This is a genomic window from Microbacterium sp. A20, assembly GCF_004794515.1.
GTDB lineage: Bacteria > Actinomycetota > Actinomycetes > Actinomycetales > Microbacteriaceae > Microbacterium.
The window spans coordinates 140,038-166,713 of the sequence record NZ_SSDF01000084.1; the positions used below are offsets into that span (position 1 = coordinate 140,038).

Below are 26,676 nucleotides of genomic sequence, written 5' to 3' on the forward strand. Positions count from 1 at the left end.
GTTTCGTCGGCACGACCGGGCAGACTGGACGGATGACGTCCGCCGCCTTCGATCTCGCCGCCATCGGCGCGGGGCTGTCGTTCGCGGCCGCACTCGACGAGCTGTCGGCAGCACTCGATGCGAGCGGATCGGTCGTCGTCACCGCCCCACCCGGCACGGGCAAGACCACCCTCGTGCCACCGCTCCTCGCCTCGCGGAGCACCGGTCGCGTGATCGTCACCCAGCCGCGCCGGGTCGCCGCCCGCGCGGCCGCCCGGCGCCTCGCCCACCTCGACGGGTCGCCCCTCGGCTCGCGCGTGGGTTTCACCGTCCGCGGCGAGCGCTCGGTGGGAGCCGAGACGCAGATCGAGTTCGTCACGGCCGGAGTCCTGCTTCGACGGATGCTCGACGACCCGGGGCTCGACGGTGTGGATGCCGTGATCCTCGACGAGGTGCACGAGCGCGCGCTCGAGACCGACCTCCTGATCGGGCTGCTTTCGGAGGTGCGCGAGCTGCGGGACGACCTCGTGGTCGTCGCCATGTCGGCCACCCTCGACGCCGCGCGCATCGCCGCCGTCATCGGCACGGACGACTCCCCGGCACCGGTCATCGACCACGATGTCCCAGCCTTCCCGCTCGCCGTGCACTGGGCTCCGAGCCCCGTGCCGCGCCTCGACGAGCGCGGAGTCACCTGGGGATTCCTCGATCACGTCGCGCGAGTCACGACATCCGCGGCCCAGGAACTGGTGCGCGAAGACCCCGAGGCGGACGTGCTGGTCTTCGCGCCGGGTGCGCGCGAGGTGTCGGAGATCGCCCGCCGCGTCCGTGATGCGACCGAGGCCTTCGATGTGCGGGAGCTGCACGGCCAGATCCCGCCAGCCGAGCAGGATGCCGTGATCCGCGGCCGCACACCGCGGGACCTTCCGCGCATCATCGTCACGACATCGCTCGCCGAGTCCTCGCTCACCGTGCCGGGGGTGCGCCTGGTCGTGGACAGCTGCCTGTCGCGGCACCCGCAGCGCGACGCCGGCCGCGGCATGACGGGTCTGGTCACCACCGCAGCCTCTCGTTCGTCGTGCGTGCAACGCGCGGGACGCGGCACCCGTCAGGGGCCCGGTACGGTCATCCGCTGCGTCGACGAGCGCACCTACGCGGCGGCGCCCGCTCGTCCCGTGCCCGAGATCGCGGTGATCGACCTCGCGGATGCCGCGCTGCTTCTCGCCTGCTGGGGCGCCCCGAGCGGCACCGGGCTGCGGATGATCGACCCGCTGCCCGCCGAGAACCTGGCCGATGCGATCTCGGTGCTCCGTGGTCTCGGTGCGATCGACGAAGACGGTCGCGCCACCGCCGAGGGCCGTGTCCTGGCACGGATTCCGACCGATCCTCGACTGGCCCGAGCCCTTCGTGACGGCAGCCCGGTCGTCGGCAGCCGGCTCGCGGCGGAGGTCGTCGCCCTCCTGGGTGGTGACGTGCGAATCGCGGACGCCGACGTCGCCCAGGCCCTCATCGCGCTGCGAGGCGGTCGGACTCCGGAAGCCCGCCGGTGGCACGACGATGCGAACCGCCTCGAACGCATGGTCTCGGCGACACCGGGCGTCCGGTCAGACCTCGACGGAGTCGGGCTCGTGATCGCGCTGGCGTTCCCAGAAAGGATCGCGCTCCGCGTGGAGCGCACCGCCGACGGGGCGACCTTCCTGCTGGCATCTGGAACCAGGGCGGGGGTGAGGGGTTCGCTCGCCGCAGTGGAATGGCTCGCCGTCGCCGACGTCGCTCGTGCCACCGCGCGCGCGGCGGCCGGGTCCGGCGCGATCATCCGATCGGCTGCCGTGCTCACCGAAGCGCAGATGGAGCAGGCCGCGAGCCTCCTGATGACCGACCGCGTCGAGGCGGAGTTCGTCGGAGGTCGCGTCCAGGCCCGACGCGAACGGCGCATCGGCGCCATCCTTCGGTCCGCTGCCCCCGTGAAGGCATCGGCTCAGGAGGGCCGCGACGCCGTGCGCCGAGCCCTCCGCCGCGACGGGCTCGGCATGTTCACCTGGTCCGACACCGCAGACGCGCTGCGCCGGAGACTGGCTCTGCTGCGGCGGGAGCTCGGCGACCCCTGGCCCGATGTCTCGGACGCCGGGCTGGTCGACTCCCTCGACGCGTGGCTGGCGCCTGAGCTCGATCGCCTGGCAGCCGGCACCCCCGCGTCGCGGCTGGAGCTGTCATCGCCGCTTCGGCGTCTGCTGCCGTGGCCCGAAGCAGCGCGCCTCGATGAGCTCGCACCGGAACGACTCGAGGTGCCCAGCGGATCCCGCATCCGCATCGCCTATCCGGAGCCCGACGGTGACCCGCACGCACGGCCGGTCGTCGCCGTGAAGTTGCAGGAGTGCTTCGGGTGGGCCGCGACTCCGCGGCTCGTCGACGGGCGGGTGCCGGTCCTGTTCCACCTGCTGTCGCCTGCGGGGCGTCCGCTCGCGGTCACCGACGACCTCGCCTCCTTCTGGTCCGGTCCCTACAGCCAGGTGCGCGCCGAGATGCGCGGACGCTACCCCCGGCATCCGTGGCCCGAGGATCCGTGGGCCGCCGTGCCGACGAAGCACACCAAGAACCGCGCGGCGCGCTGAGCCGCGACCGGAGTCGGAGACTCAGCGCGTGCGCCGCCGCAGCGTCAGCGACGCGAGCACGAGGGCGCCCACCGCGAAGGCGACGACGATCAGCAGCGGACCGAACACGTCCCAGCCCTCGTCGCCCGCGGCCACTGCGTTGATCGTGTCGATCGCGTAACTCAGCGGGAGCCAGTCCGAAATGGCGTACAGCACATCCGGCATCTGGTCTCGAGGCATGAACAGGCCGCCGAGGATGATCTGCGGGAACACCAGCAGCGGCATGAACTGCACCGCTTGGAACTCGGTCTGCGCGAAGGCGCTGGCGAGCAGCCCCAGCGCGGTGCCGAGCAGAGCATCGACCACCGCGACGAGCCCCAGCTGCCAGAGCGGCCCGTCGACGTCGAGGCCGCAGACCCCGACCGCGAACGACACCGTGATCACTGCCTGCAGCAGTGCCATCAGCCCGAAGGCGAGTGCGTAGCCGAGGATGAAGTCGGCCTTCTCGAGCGGTGTCGTCATCAGGCGCTCGAGGGTTCCCGACCGGCGCTCGCGCAGGGTGGTGATCGACGTGATGAGGAACATCACGATGAACGGGAACAGCGCCAGGATCGCGCCGCCGAACTGGTCGAAGACGCCCTCCTGGTCGCTGAACAGCCAGGCGAAGAGGCCGACCAGCAGGCTCGGTGCGATGAGCATCAACGCGATCGATCGCGGATCATGCCGCAGCTGCGCGAGCACACGCCCCGCGGTGGCGAGCATCCGGCGGCCGTTCATTCTGTGGCCTCCTCGCGGTGTTCCCGCGCTTCACGACGTGTTCGTGGGGTGTCCGCGTCACCGTTGCGGTCCCGCTCTATCAGCGCCAGGAACGCGGACTCGGCATCGGTCGTGCCGGTGTCGGCCCGGAGCGATGAGGGTGTGGTGTCGGCGATGATCCGCCCTTCCCGCATCAGGAGCAGCCGGTCGCAGCGGACCGCCTCGTCCATGACATGGCTGGAGACGATGAGCGTCACGCCGCGGTCGGCGAGACCTCGGAACAACGCCCACAGCTCGGCGCGCAGCACGGGGTCGAGGCCGACCGTCGGCTCGTCGAGGACGACCAGCTCGGGTGAGCCGATCAGCGCGACCGCGAGCGACACGCGCGTCGCCTGGCCGCCGCTGAGCGCGTCGACGAGCTGCCCCGCCTGGGCCCGCAGCCCGACCTCATCGATGACCCGGTCGACGTCCCCCTTCGGCGCCTTCAGCAACGAGGCGAAGTACGAGAGGTTCTGGCGCACGCTGAGGTCGCCGTACACTGCGGCCCCTTGCGTGCCGTAGGCGACGCGGTGGCGGAGCTGCCGGGAGCCGCCGGGCTCTCCGAGAACCGTGACGTCTCCCCCGGCGATCCGCTGCACGCCGACGATCGAGCGCATGAGGGTGGTCTTGCCGCACCCCGACGGCCCGAGCAGACCCGTGATCTGTCCGCGCGGGATCGTGAGGTCGATCCCGTCGAAGACCTGCACTGCTCCACGGTGCACGCGCAGCTGGGCGATCTCGACGGCCGAGTTATTCATCATGTGATGAATTATGCGCCCGCAGATCGATCGCGTCAACGGGATACTCGGGTGCCCCACCTCCGCCCGTGCCCACGCCCCGCCCCCGCACAACTTCGGAGATCGGAGCCGACACGCCGGCTGGTCGACCGCCAGCCCCGCGTGTCGGCCGGGGAATCCGAAGTTGTGTCGGCAGCTGCCGGGAGACGGCGGATGCCGGGGGAGGATGCCGGGGGAGGGCAGATGCCGGGAGACGGCGGATGCCGGGGGAGGGCGGATGTTGGGGGGGATTCCGGGGCCGGCGCGGCGGATCCCGGGGCTGGTCAGTCGAAGAGGTAGCGCTGCACGGTCGGGCCGACGCGGGTGACGAGCTCGTCGACCGACGCCGCGGCGAGCGCGGGGAGCCGCAGCACGTAGCGGGCGATCAGCATCCCGGCGATCTGCGACGCCACGAGCGATGCCCGTAGATCGGCGTCATCGGCCTCGAGGCTGCGGGCGACACGGGAGAGCAGTTCGCGCGAGAGGAACCCCGCCAGCAACGGGGTCGTCAGCCGGCTCCCCAGGGCGGTGCGGATCAGCATGACTCCTCGTCGACGCACCTCCGGCTGCTCGAACGCCTCGAGCACGTAGCGGATCAGCCGCTCACCGACCTCCTCACGCGGACCCGCGAGGATCTTCGGCACGTCGACGTCGGGTCGCAGCGGGATGCCCACAGCCTCCGCGAAGAGATCGGCCTTGGTGCCGAAGTAGTGGTGCACGAGTGCCGAGTCCACGCCGGCTCTGGCGGCGATGGAGCGGACCGTCGCCCCGTCGTACCCCTTCTCGGCGAAGTCGTCGACCGCCGATGCGATGATGCGCGCCCTCGAGTCGGAGCCGCCCCGGGGGCGCCCTCGCCGGCGCGGCGCCTTCTGCTCGGTCATGACCGCCAGCCTATGACGCGTGCCGACGGCGCGGGGCTCGGCCCTCAGTCGAGCAGATGACGCAGGTAGCGCGTCGGATGCTCGAGGAACGAGCGCCAATGGTTCACGATCTCGAGGTCGCCCCACTCGGCCGGACGGACGCCCCACTCCCCCACCTCGAGGATCTTCGCGCCGGGCAGGGCCGCGAGCACCGGCGAGTGCGTCGCGCACAGCACCTGGCCGCCTTCGTCGGCGATGCGTCGGAGCACCGCGATCAGGGCGAGCGTCGAGTTGAACGACAGCGCCGCCTCGGGCTCATCGAGACAGTAGAAGCCGGGCTCGTCGAATCGGCTCTCCAGCAGAGCGAGGAACGATTCGCCGTGGCTCATCTCGTGGAACGCGACATCGCCGCGGGGTGAGGGGTTCTCTTCCAGGTAGGTGTAGAAGGAGTGCATCGTCTCGGCGCGGAGGAAGAAGCCCCACCGGTTCGCTCCCACGCCCCGCTGCAGCCGCAGCCAGTCCGACAGCGGAGACTCGGTCGCGCGCGTGGTGTGCCGCGCCTGCCGAGAACCGCCCTCCGGAGAGAGCCCGTAGGCGAGCGCGATCCCTTCGACGAGGGTGGACTTGCCGCTGCCGTTCTCACCCACGAGGAACGTGACCCCGGGGTCGAGATCGATCCCCTCCCGCAGCACCTGGGCGACGGCGGGAATGTTCGTCGGCCATCCCGCTCCGGGCGTCGGTGCGTCGTCGTTCGGGCGCACCGCCACGACCGGCTGCTGCCGCCGTTGCCGAGAGGTCGGCTCCCAGAACGCATCCATCGTGATCCCTCCGCGCACTTCTCGTGGAGGTTACCGGCATCCGCCGACACGGGATCGCGCGGGACCATCCCCGCGCGGGACCCATCCGCGCACGGCCGACCCGGCCCTTTCTGTGCGAACGGCCCCTCTGCGCGCGTACTCAAGGGGGCGGGTCGCACGCAAGCGGGCTGCTCGGCCGACGGGGTGAGGGGGGAGGGGAGAATCTAAGGAGGTGTCAGCACTCGATGACGTTGACCGCGAGGCCGCCCTCGCTGGTCTCCTTGTACTTGGTCGACATGTCGGCACCCGTCTGGCGCATCGTCTCGACGACGGCATCCAGCGAGACGTAGTGGCTGCCGTCTCCGCGCAGTGCGAGACGAGCGGCCGTGACCGCCGTCGATGCCGCGATCGCGTTGCGTTCGATGCAGGGGATCTGCACGAGACCGCCGATCGGGTCGCAGGTGAGCCCCAGATGGTGTTCCATCGCGATCTCGGCGGCGTTCTCGATCTGACGATTTGTACCGCCCATCACCGCGGTGAGTCCACCGGCCGCCATCGCGCACGCGGAGCCGACCTCGGCCTGGCACCCGCCCTCGGCTCCCGAGATCGACGCGTTCGCCTTGAACAGCGATCCGAGCGCGGTCGCGGTCAGCAGGAAGCGTCGGATGCCGCGGCGGCGGTTGGCCTCGGCGGTCTGCTCCTCGTCGAGGTCGCTCGCGGCATCCAGAGCTCTCACGTCCGGCTCGAACCCCAGCAGCGCACTGCCGACCAGCTCGCCGTACGGGGTGACGGCATTCCCCGCACCGAGTCCCGAGTCGGCGAGGAACCGCCACCAGTACATGGCGACGGCGGGGAGGATGCCGGCGGCACCGTTCGTCGGCGCGGTCACGACTCGTCCGCCCGCCGCGTTCTCTTCATTGACGGCCAGCGCGAAGGCGCCGAGCCATTCGCCCGGCAGTTCGCGATGCCCGTCGGCCTCGACCGCTTCGAGCTGGCCGCGGATCACTCCGGCCCGCCGCTTGACCTTGAGGATGCCGGGAAGCGTGCCGTCGGCGTGAAGGCCGGCCTCGACGCATCCCGACATCGCGTCCCAGATCGCGTCGAGCCCGGCCGCGACCTCCTCCTCGCCGCGGAGCGAGGTCTCGTTGAGCCGCGCGACCTCGGCGATCGACAGTCCGTTCTCGTCGCAGAGAGCCAACAGCGAGGCCGCATCCGCATACGCGTAGGGGAACCCCGCGGTCGTGAGCTTCGCGTCCTCCCCGTCCCTGCGGATGAAGCCGCCGCCGACCGAGTAGTAGGTCTCCTCGGCGACGATCCGCCCCTCGGGATCCCACGCCGTGATCGTCATGGCGTTGGGGTGCCCCGGCAGCCGGGTGCGCGGCGCGAACACGATGTCGTCCTTCGCGAACGGGACGTCGTGGATGCCGTCGATCGACAGCCCGCCACCCGCGGGGAAGTCCGTCCACGCCGACCTCACGTCGGCGGGATCGCACGTCTCCGGTGCGAGTCCGCGGAGCCCGGCGACGACGGCATCCGGTGTGCCGTGGCCTATGCCGGTCGCACCGAGCGATCCGTACAGCGTGCTGCCGACGCGCGCCACGCGCGGGAGGGCGCCCGTCGCGGTGAGCCGTCGTGCGAAGTCGAGGGCGGCCCGCATCGGTCCGACCGTATGGGAGCTCGAAGGCCCCACTCCGATGGAGAAGAGGTCGAAAGCCGAGACGTACGCAGTCACCCCTCCAGGCTACGCCGCATCCGCGCCTTCGGTTCACCCCGATTAACTCGGCGCCGCGTCAAGCCCCTTCAACCACATCAGCCGACGAGGCATCCTGATCGGACGACACCATGAAAGGGGCCATCATGACGAACGCCACTCCCGGACAGGATCCCGCCGAGGCGCAGACGCCCACTCCCACGCCCGCCTCCGACACGAGCGAGGGCGAGGCGACGACGCCCGACCAGGCCGAATCGCCCGAAGACGCCGACCCGAGCGAGGTGCCCAGCACCGAGGAGCTCGAGGAGCCGAGCACCGAGAAGGACCCGGGCCAAGAGCCGAAGGCCCCGAAGCGCGAAGAGCCCGAGCCCGACCACGAGGCCGTCGGCATCGGAGTGATCGACACGGAGGAACCGCAGGCCGGCTGAGCACCTCGCTGAGACCCCGGGCTACCGCCGAGACCCCGCCCTGCAGACATCAGCAGGGCGGGGTCTCGGCGCGAAGTCGGGGTCTCGGCGGAACTACTCGACGAGCTTGCCCTTGGTGTCGACCTCACGCATGAGCTCGGCGATCTCGGGCGAGATCTCGGGGATCTCCTCGCGCGTGACGCCCGCGGTCGGCGACCACACCAGGTTCACCTGCAGGGTCGGGTCGGTGTCGGGGAAGTCGCTGCGGTTGTGGCATCCGCGGGTCTCCCGACGCTCCAGCGCGGCCTCGAGCGTGGCACGAGCGGCGAGCGCCGAGGCCTTGAGATCGAACGCGTGGGCGAGGTCCTGGAACCCGGCGATGTCGGGGTGGATCCCCACGTCTTCCATGCGCCCCTCGATCATGTCGAGGTCGGCGAGTCCGGCGCGCAGCCCGTCTTCCGAGCGGACGACCCCGGCGTACTCGGTCATGAGGTTGCGGATGGCACGCTGCAGGGCGCGGACGTTCTCGCGCCCTTCCGCGGCGAGCAGATCGTCGATCTCGGCCCGTGCCGCAGCGACCGCCTCCGCCGACCGGCGCTGCGCATCGAGACCGGCCGCGTGCTCCATGGCCGCCTGCCCGACGATGCGCCCGTAGACCAGCAGCTCGATGAGCGAGTTGCCGCCGAGCCGGTTCGCGCCGTGCAGTCCGCTCGAGGCCTCGCCGATCGCGTACAACCCCTCGACGTCGGTCTGATGATCCTCCGGGCGCACCCAGACTCCACCCATCGAGTAGTGCGCGGTGGGCGCGATCTCGATCGGATCGGTCGTGATGTCGAGCATCTGCAGCTCCATCATCGTCTGGTAGACGCGCGGCAGCCGGGTCATGATCGTCTCGCGCGGCAGGTGCGACACGTCGAGCCAGACGCCGCCGTTCTCGGTGCCGCGTCCTTCCTTGATCTCGGTGTACGCGGCGAGCGCGACGCGGTCGCGGGTCGACAGCTCCATGCGCTCGGGGTCGTACTTCTCCATGAACCGCTCACCGAGGGCGTTGCGGAGGATGCCGCCTTCCCCGCGTGCCGCCTCGGAGATCAAGGTGCCGGCGGCGTTCTCCGGCTCGATGATTCCCGACGGATGGAACTGCACGAGCTCCGGGTCGCGCAGGCGTGCGCCGGCGTCGACCGCGAGACGGAAGGAGTCGCCGGTGTTCTCGTCGCGACGGGAGGACGTGCGGCGCCAGATGCGGTTGTGCCCGCCGGCCGCGAGGATCACGGCATCCGCGTGGATCAGGTAGCGGGTGCCGTCGGCCTGGTCGAAGCCGTAGGCACCGAACACGACGTTGTCGCGCACGAGCAGCCGGGTGATGTAGACGTGATCGAGGATCGGGACCTCGAGCTGCTCGGCCTTGCGCACGAGGGTGCGCTGGATCTCGAGGCCGGTGTAGTCGCCGGCGAACGCCGTGCGGCGGAAGGTGTGCGCGCCGAAGAACCGCTGCGAGATGCGGCCGTCGTCTTCGCGGGCGAAGTCCATGCCCCAGCGCTCGAGGTCGCGGATGCCGCGCTCGGCGCCCTGGGTGACGATCTCGACCGTGTGCGGGTTGGCGAGCAGGTAGCTCTCCTTGATGGTGTCGGCCGCGTGCTGCTGCCAGCTGTCCTCCGCGTCCATGGTGCCCAGTGCCGCGTTGATGCCGCCGGCGGCAAGGGAGGTGTGCGCGTCCTGACGCGGGCGCTTGCCGACGGCGAGCACGTCGACGCCGTGTTCGGCGATCTCGATCGCCGCGCGGAGGCCGGAGCCGCCGGTTCCGATGACGAGGACGGTGGTGGATATCTGACGTTCGGGGGTAGACATACGATTCACGCTAATTAGGCGACCCTAATAACTCCAATGCATAGTTCGAGTGGAAACGATGCCGGTAGGCTATGGCCATGAACCTCGAGCAGCTCCGCGGGTTCGTCGAGGTCGCACGCCTCGGACACTTCACCCGCGCCTCCGAGCACCTGCACCTGGCACAGCCGTCGCTGAGCCGCCAGATCTCGACCCTCGAGCGCGAACTCGGCGCCGAACTGTTCCACCGCGCACGCGGCCACATCGCGCTCACCGCCGCAGGAGAGACCCTCCTCCCCCGCGCACAGCGCATGCTCGCCGAAGCCGACGCCATCCGCGACGAGATGGGAGAGCTGGCCGGCCTTCGCCGTGGACGTGTGCGGCTGGGCGCGCCGCCGACCCTCTGCATCAGCCTCGTCGCCGAGGCGATCAGCGTGTTCCATTCGAGCCACCCCGGCGTCGATCTGCATCTGACCGAGAGCGGATCCCGTCGACTCGTCGAGCAGTTGGCCGTGGGCGCCGTCGACATCGCCCTCATCACCGAATCCGACGGTCCACCGCCGTCGGGCTTCAGCCTCACGCGCATGCCGCTGCTCGCCGAAGAGCTCGTCGTCATCTCGGCCGCGACAGAGCCGCCCGTCTCGACCATGCCCGCGATGAGCCTCGCCCACCTGGCCACACTCCCGCTCATCGCCCTCGACGAGACGTACGAACTCCGCGCGACCACCGACGCCGCCTTCCGCGCGGAGGGCCTCGTGCCCACCCACGTGCTCGAGGGGGCCGAAATGGATGCCGTGCTGCGCTTCGTCGAGCGTGGTGTCGGCGTCGCGGTGGTGCCGGCGATGGTGCTGCTCGATCGTCCCGCGCTGCGGTCGGTCCGACTGACGCACCCGATGATGACCCGCACCGTGAGCCTCGCCCACCGGGCGGACGTCACTCCCGCGGTCGCAGTCGCGGCCATCCGCGAGGTCATCGTGGCCACGGCCGCGGAGGTCGCCCGTCGCGACCCCGCGATCACGAGCCTGCTCTGAGCGGAGCCTCACCAGCAGTCGCGACAAAGCGGCCCGGATACAGCAGAATCCCCGCCGCTTTCGCGACGGGGATTCTGTACTGTCTCAACACAGTGTGCGCCCGAAGGGACTCGAACCCCTAACCTTCTGATCCGTAGTCAGATGCTCTATCCATTGAGCTACGGGCGCCCAGCCCGCTCAGCGGGCCGTGGAACAGCCTACAACAGTCCTGACGCGAAAGCGAAACGAGCGCTCAGTCGCTCGCCGCCTCGGCTTTCTGCTGCTTCTTGCGCCGCTTGGCCTTCGCACGCTGCTCGGACGAGAGCGCCTGCAGGTCGACGAGTCGCAGGGCCTGCATGCGTGCTTCGCGCATGCGGTTGTAGTCGGGATCCTGATCGGGACGCATGCCCTCGACCCGCAGTCGACGGTCGAGATTGTGGCGCACGTCGGCCCAGGCGGCGTCGCGCGCCTCTTCGACGATCTGCGCCAGACGTTCCCGGTCTTCCATCATCTCGCGCAGGCGCTGGCCGACCCCGGTGGACTGCTTGGCCCGGCGGCGCAGGTTTCGCACATCGCGGTCGCGGTAATCGTGCGTGCCCACGGGATCGGAGTGTCTGCCCCTCGCCCGCTTGCGCAGCGCGGTGACGTTGGCGGCCGCCTCTTCCGACTCCTCGGCCATCGCGCGCAGCGCCTCCCGCGCGTCGTCAATGTACTTCTCCATGTCGAAGACGCCGTCTTCGGCGATGGTGCCGATGAGGATGTGATTCTTCACCGCGAGGCGCGCGGCAGCCGTCGCGATCGCGACACCTTCGGCGATGGCATCCGCTGTCCGTACCAACCGGCACCTCCTCTCCACGAGCGTACCGGTATCACTGGAGCCCGGTGTCGGCCAGAATGGTTCCGGATCAGCATGCCCCACCCCTCCGACATCCGCCCCCACGGCCCCGGATCGCGCACCGCAGGAGACTCATGAAACACCTCGATCTCGCCGGCAGCACCACCGTGATCACGGGAGCGGCGAACGGCATGGGCGCCGACATCGCCCGACTGCTGACAGCCCGCGGCACGCACCTCGCGCTGCTCGATCACGACGGCGCCGCGCTCGCGCGCATCGCCGCGGAACTGGACGGCTCGACGGTCACCACGCACGTGGTCGATCTCCGCGACGACGACGCCGTGTTCGCCGCAACCGACGAGATCACCTCGGCGCATCCGCGGATCAACGCCCTGATCACCTGCGCGGGGTCGTCGATGCTCGGGAACCTCGACCAGCTCACGATGGAGGAGATGCGCTGGCTCACCGACGTGAACCTCTGGGGCACGGTGTCGATCACCAAGGCGCTGCTCCCTGCCCTGCGCGCCGCACCCGCCGCACACATCACCCACTTCGCGAGCGTGTACGCGCTCGCCGCTCCGGCGGGGCGCATCCCCTACGCGATGAGCAAGTTCGCCGTGCGGGGGTTCTCCGAGGCGCTGCGGCACGAGCTGGAGGGCACCACCGTCAGCGTCGGCGCCGTCTACCCGGCCGGCGTCCGCACCGGCATCATCCTGCACGGCCGCTACGCCGCGGCGATCGATCCGGACGTCGCCGCTCGTGCCGCCGCGGCACAGGCCGCGATGTACCACACCGATCCGGCGGATGCCGCGGCCCGGATCGTCCGAGCGACCGAGCGAAGGGCTGCGCGCACGATGGTCGGACGTGAGGCACGGCTGATCGACGTGCTCACGCGCATCGCCCCGTCGTCGTACTGGCGCGTGATGCGGCGGCCGCTGCGCGCGGCCGTCGACACGACCACGCCGGTCGCCTGACCGCACCGGGGCGGCGTCAGCGGACCGCGCCCACCCAGATGCCCGAGGCCCAGGCCTGCTGATCGCCGTTGCACCCGACCGAGCCGGGGTAGCCGCGGACGGCGGCCATGCAGTTGGCGAGGAACTCGGGGTCGTTGCCGAACATCGAGGCGTATGCGCTCGACGACGTGAGAGCGCCCCAGACCCGGAACTGGTAGATATGCGCGAGCTCGTGCGCCATGGCCCAGTTCAACCGACCCGCGCTCCAGTTCACGATGTCGGCGCGGTACTTGATGTAGCCGTTGCTGTTGGCGCAGGCCGGTGCGTTGCCACCCGCGCACGAGGACGACTCGTACAGCCCGACGCCCCCGCCGCCGACGAGGTCGAGCGCCGCCCGCACCCGCGCGTAGCCTTCGGGCCCGCTCGATGACCAGGCCGGGCCGCCCGGTCCTGCCCTCTGCGCGGCCTGCACGGAGGCGACCTGGGTGCCGACCTTCTCGGCGAGTGCGTGCACCGTGGCCGTCGCCGCGGTGACGACCGCGGGGTCGTCCGACTCGGCCAGAACGGTCTGCTGCGCCGACAGCGCGGCCGCCCGATGCGCGGCGGTGTCGACCATCCCCTCCGCGTTGTCGAAGGCACGGCTCAGCGCGGCGATCTCGGCGACGAACGCCGGACGGACGGCGAGCACCGAGGCACGATCAGCGGTGACCTGCTCTGCCTGCTCGATCGTCGCCTGGAGATATTCGGTGCGCTGAGTGGCCGCGTGGTACTGCTGCGAAAGGGTGCCGAACTCCGCCACGACCGCGATGCGCTCCCGTTCGAGGCCGTCCGCCCTCGCGAGCACTCCGGCGGAGAGCACGGTCGCCGCCGCGAGCGTGACCGCCAGCACCCGGCGCATCACCGGAGGAACCCCGTGGTGTCGCCGATCTCGGAATCCTGCTCGGCGATCTGCGACCGCAGCGCGGTGAGCTTCTGCGCGAGCTCGAGATTCTCCCCGTGGGACTCGTCCAGAGCGCGCTCGACGCGCACGATCTCCGCTTTGACGGCGGTGATGTCCGCTACCCGCTCCTGATCGGCGATCGCGACCAGCGCGACTCCCCCCAGAAGCAGCAGGCACCCGACCGCGACAGCAAGACTCCGCATCTCGCTCCCCAGAACAGCGCAACGTTTCCGGACCGACTCCGACCGGACCAATATACAACTGCACTCATCGTCGGTGTCCCCCAATGTGCGCGAGCGGTACGCCGGGGTTCAGACGAGCAGGTCGCTGCCGTCGGCGAGGCGCCGCTCCGCCGCCGACTGGCCGCTGGCGAGGTGAGCAGGAATGATGCGGCGGAGCGCCGCCGTATCGCGTGCGACCATCGCCTCGAGGATGATGCGGTGCTCGTCGGCCATGGCGAGCAGATCGTCGTGCTGTCCGAACAGCCACCGCAGACGGGTGAGGAACACCGCGATCAGCTCCCCGAGCATCTCGTTCCCGGCGAGTTCGACCGCGACCTCGTGGAACTCCGCCGCCGCGATGCGGGCCGCCTCCGAGTCGTCGGCTTCGGCCGCCGCGAGCTCGCGCTCGTAGGCCGCCGTGATCCGGGCGATACCCGCCTCGTCGTGCCGCTCGGCGGCGAAGACGAAGATGAGTGTCTCGATGGCCTCGCGCACCTCTGCGAAGTCCTGGATGTCCCGCGGGGTGAATTCGCGCACGACCGCCCAGGTGCGAGGGCGTGCGACGACGACTCCTTCGGACACGAGGGTGCGGATGGCTTCGCGGACCGGGAGGCGTGAGACGTTCAGCTCGGCCGCGATGTCGCGCTCGACCAGACGCGACCCCGGCACCCGTCGCCCCAGCACGATGTCGTCGCGCAGGATGCGCGTGACCCTGACCGATTCGAGTTCGCCGCTTGTCCCCATAGCCCCCGCCATCTGGGCATTCTCGCATCACGGGCCGGGTTACTCAACTTTTGGTATCCCAACACGCCCGGGATGCCCCGGTCCGGGACGAGCGCGCTCGCCGCGGAGAGCGCTCGCCCCGCGGCGCTCAGGGCAGACGGTTCGCGATCGCGATGTTCGCGGTCAGCTCCTCGGCGTTCTGCCGCACGACGTACGCCGGGCGATCGCGCTCGACCCGCCACGACTCGCTCAGCGACCCGACGTTGACCGTGTCGAAGCCGGCCTCGTCGTAGAAGCGCGTCGCGAAGGCGACGGCCTCGGCGTCGTCACCGGCGGTGGCCAGCGCGCGGCGGTCCAAGGCTCCAGCCGGCTTGCCGTCGGTCGTGATCTCCGAGGCGTAGATGTGGTTGAACGCCTTCGCGATCTTCGAGTCCGGGAGCGCGCGCTGCACCAGCTCCGACGTCGTCGTCTCCCCCTTGTCGAGTGCCTCGATGCGACCGTCGCGCTCGAAGTAGTAGTTGTTCGTGTCGAGCACGATCTTGCCGGCGAGCTGTGCGGAGGGGAGCGCGTCGATCGCGCGGAGCGGGACGGTCACGACCGCGACATCCGCGGCTGCCGCGGCGTCTTCCGCCGTCGCAGCCTTCGCGCGGGGCCCGAGCTCCTCCACGAGGGCCGCGAGCGTCTCCGGCCCACGCGAGTTGGCGATCACGACGTCGTAGCCGTTCGCCACCGCGACGCGCGCGACCTGGCTGCCGATGTGTCCTGCACCGATGATTCCGAGAGTTGTCATGTTGGGGGCAACGTCGAGCACACCGCACTATTCCCCTCGTGTCGTCCCGTGACCGGGCATCACAGTTCGCGGAGCAGCGTCTCCTCGGTGCGCCGGTAGCCGAGGCTTTCGTACAGCTCGACGGCGGCGGAGTTGAAGCCGAACACGTGCAGCCCGATCGAGTCGGCGCCGAGCCGGTGAGCCTCACGTTCGGCGGCGTGCATCAGCTCGCGCCCGTACCCCCTGCGGCGCTGATCCGCGGTGACCTCGATGTCGAGCACGAACGCATGCGGGCGTCCATCGCGCTCGCGCATGCCGAGCCAGAGGATGCCGACTTCGACACCGTCGACCGTGGCCGTGAAGAGCTCCTGCCCCGGGGTGGCCAGTCCGTCCGGCAGCTCCTCGACCAGCTGACGGTGGGACTCGGCGGCGGCTTCCTCCGGCGAGTAGCGGCCGGATTCCACGAGGTCGTGAGCGAACCCCTCTTCGGATGCCGCGAGGAACCGGGGGAAGTAAGCGTCGGACATCGGGGCCACGACGACATGCGACGAGACCTCACGCACCGGCACCGGCTCGAGCACCATCTGGATCGATCCGACCCCGAAGCCGCGACCGTCGAGCAGCGCATGGGCCGCGACCGCCTGCGGGAAGACGGGTGCGCTGATCTGCGTCGCGCCCATGTCGCGCGCGATGGTCACGATCCGTGCGACCAGCTCATCGTTCTGGGTGCCGGTCAGCTCGGCCTCGGCGGCGAGGTCGAGGAGGAACAGCTTCGCGCCTGCGAGCACCAGCCACAGGGTTCCGAGCTCGCGCTGTTCCGCGTCGACGATCCGCATGACCCGCGCCGTCGGCGTCGCCGCCCCGTGCGGCAGCAGCTCGTCGAGGTACTCGTCGGCGAATGCAACCGCATCATCCCCGACGCGCCTCCCGGATGCCCGGTTGCCGTCGATGAGGCGCCGCCTCGCCGCGGCCCGCCACTCGTCGAAGCGTCCGGCGGGCAGCGGCTTCAGATGCACGGGCATGCGTCCATCCTGCACCTCAGCTGCGGGTGAGGGCGTCCTCCGCCGCGACCCACGCGAGCATGGCGCACTTGACCCGCGCCACGTACTTCGACACCCCACCGAGGGCTGCGGCGTCGCCGAGCAGCTCCTCGTCGGGCTCGATCTTGCCGCGCGAGCGCATCGCCTCGCGGAACGCCGCGATGCGCACCTCGAGCTCCTCGACGGTGAGCCCCTCGGCGAGCTCGGCGAGGAGGGAGGCGGATGCCTGCGAGATCGCGCAGCCGTGTCCCTCCCAGGCGATCGCCTCGACACCCCCGTCGGAGCCGCGGTGCACCTGCAGCGTGATCTCATCGCCGCAGGTCGGGTTCAGCTGGTGCGACTGGGCCGCGATCTCCTCGCGCAAGCCGTAGCCGTGCGGGGTGCGCGAGTGGTCCAGGATCAGCTCCTGGTACAGGTTCTGCAGGTCGCTCATGCGCCCCTCCGGAAGAAGTCGATCGCCCCGGCGACGCCGTCGATCACGGCATCCACCTCGGCCTCGGTCGTGTACAGGTAGGTGCTCGCCCTGGTCGACGAGGTGACGCCCAGGCGCCGGTGCAGCGGCTGCGCGCAGTGGTGCCCGACGCGCACGGCGATGCCGAGATCGTCGAGGAACTGCCCCACATCGTGCGAGTGGATGCCGGCGACATCGAAGCTCGCGAGCCCCACACGCGGAAGATCGATGCCGGCACCGAGCACCCGCACCCCGTCGATCGCGTTCAGTCCGTCGACGAGACGGCGTCCGAAGGCGGCCTCGTGCGCGGCGATGCGCGGCATCCCCACCTCGGTCAGATAGTCCACGGCCGCGGCGAGCGCGATGGCCTGCGACACCCGCTGCGTGCCGGCCTCGAACCGCTGCGGCGGCGGCAGGTACTCGGCTTCGGTCGTCGTGACGGTGGTGATCATCGAACCGCCCGTGAGGAACGGAGGCATCGCGGCCAGGACCTCGCGGCGCCCGTAGAGCGCCCCGATACCGGTGGGGCCGAGCATCTTGTGGCCGGACAGCACGGCGAAGTCGACGCCGAGCGCGCGCACGTCGAGCGGCAGGTGCGGTGCCGACTGGCAGGCGTCGAGCAGGGTCAGGGCGCCCACCTCGCGGGCGAGCGCGACCAGACGCTCGACCGGGTTGATCACGCCGAGCACGTTGGAGACGTGCGTGAACGCCACGAGCTTCGTCCGCGCGGTGATGAGGTCGGCGGCGGCATCGAGGCGCAGTGCTCCGTCGTCGTCGAGCGGGATGACCTTGAGCGTCGCCCCGGTGCGGGCCGCGAGCTCCTGCCACGGGATGAGGTTCGCGTGGTGCTCCATCTCGGTCGTGACGATCTCGTCGCCCTCACGCAGCCGGAGCCCCTCGGCAGCCGCTCCCCCGCGCCCGAGCGATGCGTTCGACAGCGAGTACGCGACGAGGTTGATCGCCTCGGTCGCGTTCGAGGTCCACACGACCTCGTCGTCGTGCGCCCCGATGAAGCGCGCGACGCTGCTGCGAGCATCCTCGAACAGCTCGGTCGCCTCGGCGGCGAGCGTGTGCGCCCCGCGGTGCACGGCCGAGTTCATGGTGGTCGAGAACTCGCGCTCGGCATCCAGCACGGCCGACGGCCGCTGCGACGTCGCCCCCGAGTCGAGGTACACGAGCGGGTGCCCCTGCACCTGCGTGTGCAGGATCGGGAAGTCCTCGCGGATGCGCTGCACCTCGGTCTCGCTCAGAGGGGCGATCACGTCGATACCGGAAGAAACGCTCATCGTTCCAGTTTCCCACCTGTGAGCCGGGGGTGGGCCCGCGGGTCAGCGCCCGTCGAGCGTCTTCGCGTCGGCGACCTCGTCGTAGCGGTCCTGCGCGTCGAGCACATCCTCCACGTGGGACTCCGCCCAGACCTGCAGCGCCTGGAGCGGTTCATGCAGGCTCCGCCCGAGCGGGGTGAGCAGGTAGCGCGAATGGCCGTCGTCGCCGATGGTGCGCTCCAGCATCCCATCGCGTTCGAGGGCACGGAGGGTGTCGACGAGCACCTTCTTCGTGATCCCGTCCATCCGGGTGTGCAGCTCGCCGAAGCGCAGCGGCTGCTCGTGCAGGAGGACGACGATCATCGCGGTCCACTTGTTCGCGATGCGGGCGAGCGACGCCCGAGACGGGCAGCTGGCGGAGAACACCGTCCACGTGCGCGACATGCGCTGCTCCTCCCGGTGACGTTGAAGTAACCGCGCCCTCGGCGAGACGCTGGATGCTCCAGAGTACCGACCACAGAGAAGGAGCATCATGTCGGCGATCGACGTTGTAGGACAGTACGGTGCGGCCCTGGCCGCCGGAGACATGGGGGCACTGGCGGCCACCTTCCATCCGGATGCCGTGTGGCATCAGCCCGGCGCCAACCAGGCATCCGGCGACCACGTCGGCCCCGACGCGATCCTCGCGCACCTCGGCCGCTTCATGGAGCTCAGCGGTGGCACGTTCGTGCTCGAGACCGACTCGGCGACCGAGAGCGGCGACCTCGTGTCCGCGACCGTGCGCTTCCGCGCGCAGCGTGCCGGACACGACGACCTCGACCAGCACGGCGTCGACGTCTTCCGCGTCGCCGGCGACCGCATCGCCGAGGTCTGGCTCATCAGCGAGGACCAGGAGGCGGAGGACCGCTTCTGGGGTCCGGCCTGACCGACCGGCGTCGGGCGGCCGCACTCTCGACCGCCCGGCGTCCGCGCCCTGCTCACATGCGGGCGTAGCGCGACCGGGCGATGCAGAAGACCCCGTAGATCGCGAAGCCCGCTCCGACCGCACCCAGGACGAGTCCGCCGAGAGGCAGCTCGAGCAGACTGCGCAACGCCGCATCGAGCCCCGCACCCTTCTCCGGATCCTGCGTGACCGCGGCGACGACGAACAACACGCCGGTCACGGCCACCGCGATGCCCTTGCCGAAGTAGCCGATCACACCGAGCGTCACGATGCCCCCGCGTGCGACGCCCGTCGGCAGGTCGAGCAGCTTCTTGAAACCGCGCGTGAAGCCGCCGACGACGAAGCCGATCCCCACGCCCACCACGGACAGTCCGATGACGACGAGCAGAGCGACGCCGCCCGGAGCAGACAGCACCACCGCGCTCAGGGTCTTCGACGCGGTCTCCGACTCGGCATCGCCGCCCAGCGCATAGATGAGCGCCATGCCCGCGACCACGAGGTACGCGAGCGCGATGCCGAAGAGCTTGACGCGCTGCCCCCACTTCTTCGTCTCGGCGGGGTCGGCGGCGAGGAACGCGCTCGCGATCTGCCACACGGCCAGAGCGATCAGCCCGGTGGCGACGAGCACGAGCAGCAATCCGCCGACCGGGTTGTTCCGGAGCTGCTCCATCGCGCCGTCCTGGTCGGCGTCTCCCGAAGCCCCTGCGGCCATGGTGATGGCGATGGCGCCGATGATGACGTGGATCAGACCGAGGACGACGAACCCGACACGGGCGGTGCGACGGAAGGCCGTGGACCCCTGGGCGACGCGCGCAGCGTGCTTGACCGTGCTCATCGTTGAAGAGTATCGCCGACGGCCGACCCGGTGGAGGGGCTTGCTTTCCCGACGCCTTCTGCCCTCAGGCGCTCCGCGACACCGGCTGCCGGAGGATGGTGCGCAGCTTCGCCGGGTCGGTGCGACGCAGGTCGCTCAGGTAGATCTCGTGGTGCAGCCCGCTCATCGTCAGACCGTTCTCGGGGATGAAGCGGTGATGCAGGTCGTCGAGGACGGGCCCTTCGTCGTCGAACGGACCGACGTGCAGAGTCTGCACGCTCATCCCCTCGTCGAGGGTCTCCAGCCGCACGGATCCGAGTGCGGGCACCGGCTCTTTCTTCTTCGCGGCCTTCTGCGCCACGGACTCCACCGCATCGGCGAACATCGGTGCGGTGATGTGGCCGCCGACCATGATCAGCAGCGTCCACTGCCAGGCCGACTTGTCGCGACGTGTGGTGAACGTCGCCATGTCCGACGCGTGCCAGAGCCCCTCGAGGGGCATCACGACCGTGTCGATGCCGAGCTCGTTCCGGCTCGCGAACTTGAGCGTGTAGGCCAGGGGGAACAGCGCCGAGACGGCCTCCGCATAGGCCGGAGAGGTGTTCGGATCGCCCGCGCCGTCGACCATCAGGTACTGCATCGGCGGCACCTCGACGATGCGGAACTCACCGCGTTTCGCCCGGTATGCATCGATCGTCTTCTTGGGGTCGATCGCCGCCATGACGTGCCTCCCTGGTCCGTGCGATCAGTGTCGCACGAGGCACGGACAGCGGCTTCTCCGGTCTGTTTTACCTTCGAGTCTCGAAGCTAAAAGCCGCTCGTTCGCGTTCCATCCCCACAAAATCCCCGTGCTCGAGAAGAAATCCGGGAACGAAGCCACCTCGCATTCATCATCACGAATCGATCACGTTTCCTTGACTTCGAGTCTCGAACTCAAGAAAGTGATCCGAGGCGGATCCCGAATGGCCGGGGACGCTGACCCTCCGGACTTCGGCCGGGGGACGCATTGCACAGCAAAGGAGCTCGGAATGAAGAAGAAGTATGCACTCGCGGCCCTCGGCCTCGCGGGAGTCCTCGCCCTCGCCGGTTGCGGTGGAGGTGGAGCAGGCGCCGCAGGCGGCGGCGAGAAGGCCTCCGGTGACAAGGGCGATCTCCTGATCGGCGTCTCCATGCCGACCCAGACCTCGGAGCGCTGGATCGCCGACGGCGAGGCCGTGCAGGACGGCCTCGAAGAAGCCGGCTACCAGGTCGAACTGCAGTACGCCGGCGACGACATCCCGACGCAGGGCCAGCAGATCGACCAGATGATCACCAAGGGCGCAGACCTCCTCATCATCGCCGCGATCGACGGCACCGCGCTGTCCTCGCAGCTCGACGCGGCCGCCGCAGCGAACATCCCCGTGATCTCCTACGACCGTCTCATCCGCGACAGCGAGAACGTCGACTTCTACGTGACGTTCGACAACTACAAGGTCGGCGTGCAGCAGGCCACCTCGCTGCTGGTCGGCCTCGGCGTGCTCGACCAGGACGGCAAGGACACCGGAGAGAAGGGTCCGTTCAACATCGAGCTCTTCGCCGGCTCGCTCGACGACAACAACGCCCACTTCTTCTGGCAGGGAGCGATGGACACGCTGCAGCCCTACATCGACGAGGGCGTGCTCACGGTGCCGTCGGGTCAGACCGACATCGAGCAGGCGGCGATCCTGCGGTGGCAGCAGGAGACGGCGCAGAAGCGCATGGAGGATCTGCTCACCTCGACCTACGGCCGCGGCACGAAGCTCGACGGAGTGCTCTCCCCCTACGACGGGATCTCACGCGGCATCATCACGGCGCTGCAGGGCACCGGCGGTCTCGGCGCGACCATCGCGGACGGGCTCCCGATCGTCACCGGACAGGATGCCGAGATCGGATCGATCGCCCTGATCGACCAGGGCGTGCAGTTCGCGTCGATCTTCAAGGACACGCGCAAGCTCGCCGAGCAGTCGGTCGTCGTGGCCGAGGACATGCTCGAGGGTGAGGAGCCCGAGGCGAACGACACGGAGACCTACGACAACGGTGTGAAGGTCGTGCCGTCGTACCTCCTGCAGTCGGACATCGTCTACAAGGACAACATCACCTCGCTGCTGGTCGACTCCGGTTACTGGACTCAGGCCGAGGTCGACTCCGGCGTCGCCGAATAGTCATCGCTCCGGGGGCGTGACGTCGACACGACGTCACGCCCCTCTCGACGGAAAGGACCCGGTCCATGACGACACCGGTACTGCAGATGCGGGAGATCGAGAAGAGCTTCCCCGGAGTCAAGGCGCTCCAGGGCGTCGACCTCGATGTCCGCCGCGGCGAGATCCACGCGATCTGCGGCGAGAACGGCGCGGGCAAGTCCACCCTCATGAAGGTGCTGTCGGGTGTCTACCCGCACGGCGCGTACGAGGGCGAGATCGTCTACGAGGGCGAGGAGGCGAAGTTCGGATCCATCAGCGACTCCGAGCAGGTGGGCATCGTGATCATCCATCAGGAACTCGCGCTGATCCCCTACCTCAGCGTCGCCGAGAACATCTTCCTCGGCAACGAGCGTCGCGGCGCAGGCGGGCTCATCGACTGGGACCGCGCGAACTCCGAGGCCTCCCAACTGCTCGCCCAGGTCGGTCTCGACGAGAACCCCGCCACGCCGGTCGGCCAGCTCGGCGTGGGCAAGCAGCAGCTCGTCGAGATCGCGAAGGCACTGTCGAAGAACGTGCGTCTGCTCATCCTCGACGAGCCGACCGCGGCGCTCAACGACACCGACTCGGCGCATCTGCTCGACCTCCTCCGGCGCCTGCGCGACGGCGGGATGACGTCGATCATCATCTCGCACAAGCTGAACGAGATCGATGCGATCGCCGACCGCACCACGATCCTCCGCGACGGCCGGTCCATCGAGACTCTCGACATGAGCGATCCGGCCTCCACGCAGGACCGGATCATCCGCGGCATGGTCGGCCGCGACCTCGCCCATCGTTTCCCGGAGCGGGTACCGGAGCTCGGCGAGGAGGTGCTGCGGATCGAGAACTGGACCGTGCATCACCCGACCCAGCCGGGACGGATCATGGTCGACGACGCCTCCCTCACCGTGCGTGCGGGAGAGGTGGTGGGCATCGCGGGGCTGATGGGTGCAGGACGCACGGAACTCGCCATGAGCGTCTTCGGCCGCACCTACGGACGGAACGCGAAGGGGCGGGTCCTCGTCCGCGGCAAAGAAGTCGACACGTCGACCACGAGCGCGGCCATCCGTGCCGGGATCGCCTACGCGACCGAGGATCGCAAGAAGTTCGGGCTGAACCTCATCGACGACATCCGCCACAACATCACGCTCGCCTCGCTGCGGATGATCAGTCCCGGCGGCTGGATCGACGCGAACCGGGAACTCCGGATCGCGGAGCAGTACCGGGCCGAGATGAACATCAAGACGCCCAGTGTGCTCCAGCTCGTGGGCAACCTCTCCGGCGGTAACCAGCAGAAGGTCGTGCTCAGCAAGTGGATCCAGACGGAGCCCGACGTGCTGATCCTCGATGAGCCCACCCGCGGCATCGACATCGGCGCCAAGTACGAGATCTACACGATCATCAACCGCCTGGTCGCGGCGGGGAAGGGCGTGCTCGTCATCTCGTCCGAGCTGCCCGAGCTGCTGGGCATCTGCGACCGCATCTACACCCTGGCCTTCGGCAGGATCACCGGTGAGCTGCCGGCCGCCGAGGCCACCCAGGAGAACCTCATGCAACTCATGACTGTCGAAAGGACGGCCGAACGATGACCGGCGTCACCAACCTGTTGAGCCTCGCCACGCGCAACCTGCGCCAGAGCGGCATCCTCGTCGCCTTCGTCGCGATCGTGGCGTTCTTCGCCATCCTGAACCCGACGTTCCTCTCCCCCGGGAACCTCACGAACATCGTGCTGCAGTACTCCTACATCCTGATCCTCGCGATCGGCATGGTGATCGTCATCATCGCCGGTCACATCGATCTCTCGGTCGGCTCGGTCGTCGCCCTCACCGGCGCCACGGCCGCGGTCCTCGTGATCCGGATGCAGCTGCCGTGGTGGGTCGGCGTCATCGCCGCGCTGGTGGTCGGCCTCCTGGTCGGCGCATGGCAGGGCTTCTGGGTGGCGTTCGTCGGCATCCCCGCGTTCATCGTGACCCTCGCGGGCATGCTGCTGTTCCGCGGCCTGACCTTCATCGTGCTGGGCAACGTCTCGCTGTCGCCCTTCGGCGGCACCTACTACTCGATAGCCAACGGATTCTTCAACGGTCTCTTCGGCGGCTACGGGGTCGACGTGTTCACCCTCGTGATCTTCGCCATCGGCGTGGGCGGTTACGCGGTGTGGCAGGTGCGCAGCCGCCGATCGAAGGTCGCGCACCAGCAGTCGGTCGAGGCGCTGGGATGGTTCATCGCGAAGATCGTGCTGATCGCGGCCGTCGTGATGTGGTTCGGTTACCAGCTCTCGACCAGCCGCGGCCTCCCCTTCGTGCTGATCCTCCTCGCGGTCCTGATCATCGCCTACTCGGTCATCACGCAGAAGAGCGTGTTCGGGCGTCACGTCTACGCCATCGGCGGCAACCTGCACGCCGCACTGCTGAGCGGCGTGAACGTGCGTCGGGTCAACTTCTGGATCTTCGTGAACATGGGGCTCCTTGCCGGCGTCGCCGGCGTCGTGTTCTCCTCGCGCACGAACGGCGCGCAGCCGGGAGCGGGGAACATGTTCGAGCTCGACGCGATCGCCGCCTGCTTCATCGGCGGTGCCGCCGTCACCGGCGGTGTGGGACGCGTCGGCGGAGCGATCGTCGGCGGTCTCATCATGGCGGTTATGAGCAACGGCATGCAGCTCATGGGTCTCGACCAGGCGACGCAGCAGGTCGTGAAGGGTCTGGTGCTCCTGATCGCCGTGGCGTTCGACGTCTGGAACAAGCGTCGGGCGGGGGCCGCACGCTGACCCCGGCGGTGCCGATCCGAGGCGATATGCTCCCGCTATGAGCAGATGGTCGAGCGGTTCCCAGTCGGGATTGCGCGAGGCCAACACGGCCAAGATCGTCGATGCGGTCAAGCGCTTCGGCGGGCTCACCCAGGTCGAGCTCGCCGAAGCGACCAGCCTGTCCACCGCGACGGTGTCGGCGATCGTGAAGGAGCTGTCGCTCTCCGGCCTCGTGGAGACGCACCCCACCTCGCGGAGCGGCCGGCGCGCGCAGCTCGTCACCATCGCCCGGCGTGCGGGCCTCGTGGCCGCCGTCCACATCGGAAGTCGCAGCATGCGTGTGCGCCTCAACGACGTGGGGCAGTCCGTGCTCGCCGACCGCTCGATGCCGCTGCCGGCGGATCACGCCGAGGACACGGTGCTCGATCGCATCACCCTCCTCATCGTCGAGATGCTCGAGATGATCGCGGCGCAGGCCGACGAACTGATCGGCATCTGCATCGCCGTTCCGGCGCCCATCGACCCCGACACCGGTCTGGTCTCGTATGCCGGCGTCATGAGGCGGTGGGAATCGCAGCCCATCGCCACGGTCGTCGAACAGCGTCTCGGATGCCCCGTGCTGGTGGAGAAGGACGCCAATCTCGCCGCTCTCGCCGAGGCGACGCTCGGTACCGCGCGCGACGTCTCGGACAGCCTGTTCATCAACGCCTCGTACACGACGAGCGCCGGCGTGATCCTCGATTCGAGGCTCTACCGCGGACGCGGGGGCACGGCGGGCGAGATCGGACACGTGCAGGTGGACCCCGCCGGATCCATCTGCCCCTGCGGCCAGCGCGGTTGCCTCGAGACCGTCGTCGGAGCCGAGGCCGTCACCGCGCCGCTGCGCGCCACGTACGGGCAGGTCACCTTCAAGGACGTCATCGCCCGGGCCGCCGCCGGAGACCCCGGCTGCGCGCGAGTCGTCTCCGATGCGGGCGCGACGCTCGGACGCGTGGTCGCGGGTGTCTGTCAGACCCTCGACCCCGAGACCATCACGATCGGCGGCGAGCTGACCGACGCCGGCCCGGTCTTCCTGCTGCCGTTCGCGGCGGCCCTGCGCGAGCACGCGCCGCAACGTCGCGCTCCTCGCCGCGAGCCGATTCCCGCCTCCTTCGGCAAGGACACGGTTCTCGTCGGCGCGACCATCCACATCCTGCAGTCGACCGACCCGTCCCAGCTTCTCGAGGGCCGCTCATGACTCTCTCGGCGTCGCAGGCCGAGCCACTGCTCACCCTGCGCGGGATCACGAAGCGCTTCGGCGCCGTCGAAGCCCTCACCGACGTCGATTTCACCGTGAACGCCCGCGAGGTGGTCGGCCTCGTCGGCGACAACGCCGCGGGCAAGTCGACGCTGGCCAAGGTCATCGCGGGCGCCCTCACACCGACGTCCGGCGAGATCCGCATCAACGGCGAGCGCGTCGACATCTCCTCCCCCGCCGAAGCCAACCGACTCGGCATCGCGACGGTCTTCCAGGACCTCGCGGTCTGCGAGAACCTCGACGTCACCGCGAACGTCTTCCTCGGACGCGAGCTGCGCACCTCCAAGGGGATGCTGCGCGAGGGCGAGATGGAGAATGCGACCAGGCAGGCTTTGAGCGATCTCGCTGCCAACATCCCCTCGACCCGCACTCCGCTCAACGCCCTCTCCGGTGGTCAGCGACAGGCCGTGGCGATCGCGCGCACTCTCATCAGCCAACCTCGACTGGTCGTGCTGGACGAGCCGACCGCCTCCCTCAGCGTCGCTCAGACCGCCGACGTGCTCACCCACATCGAGCAGCTCCGCGAACTCGGGCTCGGCGTCGTGTTCATCAGTCACAACATCGCCGACGTGCAGGCGGTGTCCGACAGGGTCGAGGTGCTGCGACACGGCCGCAACAACGGCAGCTTCTCCAGTCAGGATGCTGCTTACTCCGACCTCATCGCCGCGATCATCGGCACCTATCGCCCGCCGATGAAGGGCGGTGCCCCGCGCTGAGCGATCCCCGCGCGGGGCACCCGG

The 26,676-nt window shown here is 69.5% G+C and carries 27 protein-coding genes and 1 tRNA gene; 10 read left to right on the forward strand and 18 right to left on the reverse strand.

Annotated elements, in window-relative coordinates; all coding sequences use genetic code 11:
• Positions 1 to 32: 32 nt before the first annotated feature.
• Complete coding sequence (gene hrpB / locus DW298_RS13805) at positions 33 to 2,588, forward strand: ATP-dependent helicase HrpB (protein WP_136043043.1); 2,556 nt, start codon at positions 33 to 35, stop codon at positions 2,586 to 2,588.
• A 21-nt stretch (positions 2,589 to 2,609) separates the two neighbouring features.
• On the opposite strand, the gene DW298_RS13810 is transcribed toward hrpB, so the two are convergent.
• From DW298_RS13810 to DW298_RS13830, 5 genes are all read right to left on the reverse strand, one after another.
• Positions 2,610 to 3,344 carry an ABC transporter permease gene (locus DW298_RS13810; protein ID WP_136043044.1) on the reverse strand — a complete coding sequence of 245 codons (735 nt, stop codon included), beginning with the start codon at positions 3,342 to 3,344 and terminating at the stop codon, positions 2,610 to 2,612.
• Positions 3,341 to 4,123 carry an ABC transporter ATP-binding protein gene (locus DW298_RS13815; RefSeq protein ID WP_136043045.1) on the reverse strand — a complete coding sequence of 261 codons (783 nt, stop codon included), beginning with the start codon at positions 4,121 to 4,123 and terminating at the stop codon, positions 3,341 to 3,343. Before DW298_RS13815 ends, DW298_RS13810 begins: the two co-directional genes overlap by 4 nt.
• 299 nt (positions 4,124 to 4,422) lie before the next feature.
• Positions 4,423 to 5,019, reverse strand: coding sequence for a TetR family transcriptional regulator (locus DW298_RS13820; protein ID WP_136043046.1), 597 nt, complete (start codon positions 5,017 to 5,019; stop codon positions 4,423 to 4,425).
• 44 nt (positions 5,020 to 5,063) lie between these two features.
• Positions 5,064 to 5,816 (reverse strand): AAA family ATPase, encoded by a 753-nt coding sequence (locus DW298_RS13825; protein WP_136043047.1) that lies wholly within the window; start codon positions 5,814 to 5,816, stop codon positions 5,064 to 5,066.
• 214 nt (positions 5,817 to 6,030) lie between these two features.
• Positions 6,031 to 7,527 (reverse strand): L-serine ammonia-lyase, iron-sulfur-dependent, subunit alpha, encoded by a 1,497-nt coding sequence (locus DW298_RS13830; RefSeq protein WP_136043048.1) that lies wholly within the window; start codon positions 7,525 to 7,527, stop codon positions 6,031 to 6,033.
• A 125-nt stretch (positions 7,528 to 7,652) separates the two neighbouring features.
• Here DW298_RS13830 and DW298_RS13835 point away from each other — a divergent pair, with 125 nt between their 5' ends.
• Positions 7,653 to 7,934 (forward strand): hypothetical protein, encoded by a 282-nt coding sequence (locus tag DW298_RS13835; protein ID WP_136043049.1) that lies wholly within the window; start codon positions 7,653 to 7,655, stop codon positions 7,932 to 7,934.
• Positions 7,935 to 8,027: 93 nt separating this feature from the next.
• Here the strand turns inward: DW298_RS13835 and DW298_RS13840 are convergent, their stop codons facing one another.
• The gene (locus DW298_RS13840) at positions 8,028 to 9,758 is read right to left on the reverse strand and encodes an FAD-binding protein (protein WP_136043050.1); all 1,731 of its coding nucleotides are present in this window, start codon (positions 9,756 to 9,758) and stop codon (positions 8,028 to 8,030) included.
• A 77-nt stretch (positions 9,759 to 9,835) separates the two neighbouring features.
• Here DW298_RS13840 and DW298_RS13845 point away from each other — a divergent pair, with 77 nt between their 5' ends.
• Positions 9,836 to 10,765 carry a LysR family transcriptional regulator gene (locus DW298_RS13845; RefSeq protein WP_168429497.1) on the forward strand — a complete coding sequence of 310 codons (930 nt, stop codon included), beginning with the start codon at positions 9,836 to 9,838 and terminating at the stop codon, positions 10,763 to 10,765.
• Between the two features lie 95 nt (positions 10,766 to 10,860).
• Here DW298_RS13845 and DW298_RS13850 read toward each other — a convergent pair.
• A tRNA-Arg gene (locus tag DW298_RS13850) sits at positions 10,861 to 10,933 on the reverse strand.
• A gap of 64 nt (positions 10,934 to 10,997) precedes the next feature.
• Positions 10,998 to 11,582, reverse strand: a complete 585-nt coding sequence (locus DW298_RS13855) for an asparagine synthase (RefSeq protein ID WP_136043052.1) — start codon at positions 11,580 to 11,582, stop codon at positions 10,998 to 11,000.
• A gap of 131 nt (positions 11,583 to 11,713) precedes the next feature.
• Here DW298_RS13855 and DW298_RS13860 point away from each other — a divergent pair, with 131 nt between their 5' ends.
• Entirely contained in the window at positions 11,714 to 12,553 is an 840-nt protein-coding gene (locus tag DW298_RS13860) for an SDR family NAD(P)-dependent oxidoreductase (protein ID WP_136043053.1), read from the forward strand.
• 16 nt (positions 12,554 to 12,569) lie between these two features.
• On the opposite strand, the gene DW298_RS13865 is transcribed toward DW298_RS13860, so the two are convergent.
• From DW298_RS13865 to DW298_RS13900, 8 genes are all read right to left on the reverse strand, one after another.
• Entirely contained in the window at positions 12,570 to 13,430 is an 861-nt protein-coding gene (locus DW298_RS13865) for a hypothetical protein (RefSeq protein WP_136043054.1), read from the reverse strand.
• Positions 13,430 to 13,675 carry a hypothetical protein gene (locus DW298_RS13870; RefSeq protein ID WP_136043055.1) on the reverse strand — a complete coding sequence of 82 codons (246 nt, stop codon included), beginning with the start codon at positions 13,673 to 13,675 and terminating at the stop codon, positions 13,430 to 13,432. The genes DW298_RS13865 and DW298_RS13870 overlap by 1 nt, the downstream gene beginning before the upstream one ends.
• A 108-nt stretch (positions 13,676 to 13,783) precedes the next feature.
• A complete protein-coding gene (locus DW298_RS13875; protein ID WP_136043056.1) occupies positions 13,784 to 14,449 on the reverse strand; it encodes a GntR family transcriptional regulator in 666 nt (221 codons plus the stop codon).
• A gap of 115 nt (positions 14,450 to 14,564) precedes the next feature.
• Entirely contained in the window at positions 14,565 to 15,206 is a 642-nt protein-coding gene (locus DW298_RS13880) for an NAD(P)-binding domain-containing protein (RefSeq protein ID WP_136043057.1), read from the reverse strand.
• A 59-nt stretch (positions 15,207 to 15,265) separates the two neighbouring features.
• Positions 15,266 to 16,207: a GNAT family N-acetyltransferase gene (locus DW298_RS13885; RefSeq protein ID WP_136043058.1), complete on the reverse strand. Its 942-nt coding sequence runs from the start codon at positions 16,205 to 16,207 to the stop codon at positions 15,266 to 15,268.
• 16 nt (positions 16,208 to 16,223) lie between these two features.
• Complete coding sequence (gene sufU / locus DW298_RS13890) at positions 16,224 to 16,658, reverse strand: Fe-S cluster assembly sulfur transfer protein SufU (RefSeq protein ID WP_136043059.1); 435 nt, start codon at positions 16,656 to 16,658, stop codon at positions 16,224 to 16,226.
• The gene (locus DW298_RS13895) at positions 16,655 to 17,962 is read right to left on the reverse strand and encodes a cysteine desulfurase (RefSeq protein WP_136043060.1); all 1,308 of its coding nucleotides are present in this window, start codon (positions 17,960 to 17,962) and stop codon (positions 16,655 to 16,657) included. The genes sufU and DW298_RS13895 overlap by 4 nt, the downstream gene beginning before the upstream one ends.
• 42 nt (positions 17,963 to 18,004) lie before the next feature.
• Complete coding sequence (locus DW298_RS13900; protein WP_136043061.1) at positions 18,005 to 18,385, reverse strand: helix-turn-helix domain-containing protein; 381 nt, start codon at positions 18,383 to 18,385, stop codon at positions 18,005 to 18,007.
• 88 nt (positions 18,386 to 18,473) lie between these two features.
• Here DW298_RS13900 and DW298_RS13905 point away from each other — a divergent pair, with 88 nt between their 5' ends.
• Complete coding sequence (locus DW298_RS13905) at positions 18,474 to 18,866, forward strand: nuclear transport factor 2 family protein (protein WP_136043062.1); 393 nt, start codon at positions 18,474 to 18,476, stop codon at positions 18,864 to 18,866.
• A gap of 52 nt (positions 18,867 to 18,918) precedes the next feature.
• Here the strand turns inward: DW298_RS13905 and DW298_RS13910 are convergent, their stop codons facing one another.
• Both DW298_RS13910 and DW298_RS13915 read right to left on the reverse strand, forming a co-directional pair.
• Positions 18,919 to 19,719: a DUF1206 domain-containing protein gene (locus DW298_RS13910; RefSeq protein ID WP_136043063.1), complete on the reverse strand. Its 801-nt coding sequence runs from the start codon at positions 19,717 to 19,719 to the stop codon at positions 18,919 to 18,921.
• 64 nt (positions 19,720 to 19,783) lie between these two features.
• Entirely contained in the window at positions 19,784 to 20,419 is a 636-nt protein-coding gene (locus tag DW298_RS13915) for a GyrI-like domain-containing protein (protein ID WP_136043064.1), read from the reverse strand.
• 307 nt (positions 20,420 to 20,726) lie between these two features.
• Here DW298_RS13915 and chvE point away from each other — a divergent pair, with 307 nt between their 5' ends.
• The 5 genes from chvE to DW298_RS13940 all read left to right on the forward strand — a co-directional run bounded on the left by chvE (position 20,727) and on the right by DW298_RS13940 (position 26,652).
• Positions 20,727 to 21,878, forward strand: a complete 1,152-nt coding sequence (gene chvE, locus DW298_RS13920; protein ID WP_136043065.1) for a multiple monosaccharide ABC transporter substrate-binding protein — start codon at positions 20,727 to 20,729, stop codon at positions 21,876 to 21,878.
• 65 nt (positions 21,879 to 21,943) lie between these two features.
• On the forward strand, positions 21,944 to 23,485 hold the full coding sequence (gene mmsA, locus DW298_RS13925; protein WP_136043066.1) for a multiple monosaccharide ABC transporter ATP-binding protein: 1,542 nt from the start codon (positions 21,944 to 21,946) through the stop codon (positions 23,483 to 23,485).
• Positions 23,482 to 24,660 carry a multiple monosaccharide ABC transporter permease gene (mmsB, locus tag DW298_RS13930; protein WP_136043067.1) on the forward strand — a complete coding sequence of 393 codons (1,179 nt, stop codon included), beginning with the start codon at positions 23,482 to 23,484 and terminating at the stop codon, positions 24,658 to 24,660. The genes mmsA and mmsB overlap by 4 nt, the downstream gene beginning before the upstream one ends.
• A 37-nt stretch (positions 24,661 to 24,697) precedes the next feature.
• Positions 24,698 to 25,876, forward strand: a complete 1,179-nt coding sequence (locus DW298_RS13935; protein ID WP_136043068.1) for an ROK family transcriptional regulator — start codon at positions 24,698 to 24,700, stop codon at positions 25,874 to 25,876.
• Positions 25,873 to 26,652 carry an ATP-binding cassette domain-containing protein gene (locus DW298_RS13940; RefSeq protein ID WP_136043069.1) on the forward strand — a complete coding sequence of 260 codons (780 nt, stop codon included), beginning with the start codon at positions 25,873 to 25,875 and terminating at the stop codon, positions 26,650 to 26,652. Before DW298_RS13935 ends, DW298_RS13940 begins: the two co-directional genes overlap by 4 nt.
• Positions 26,653 to 26,676: the final 24 nt, after the last annotated feature.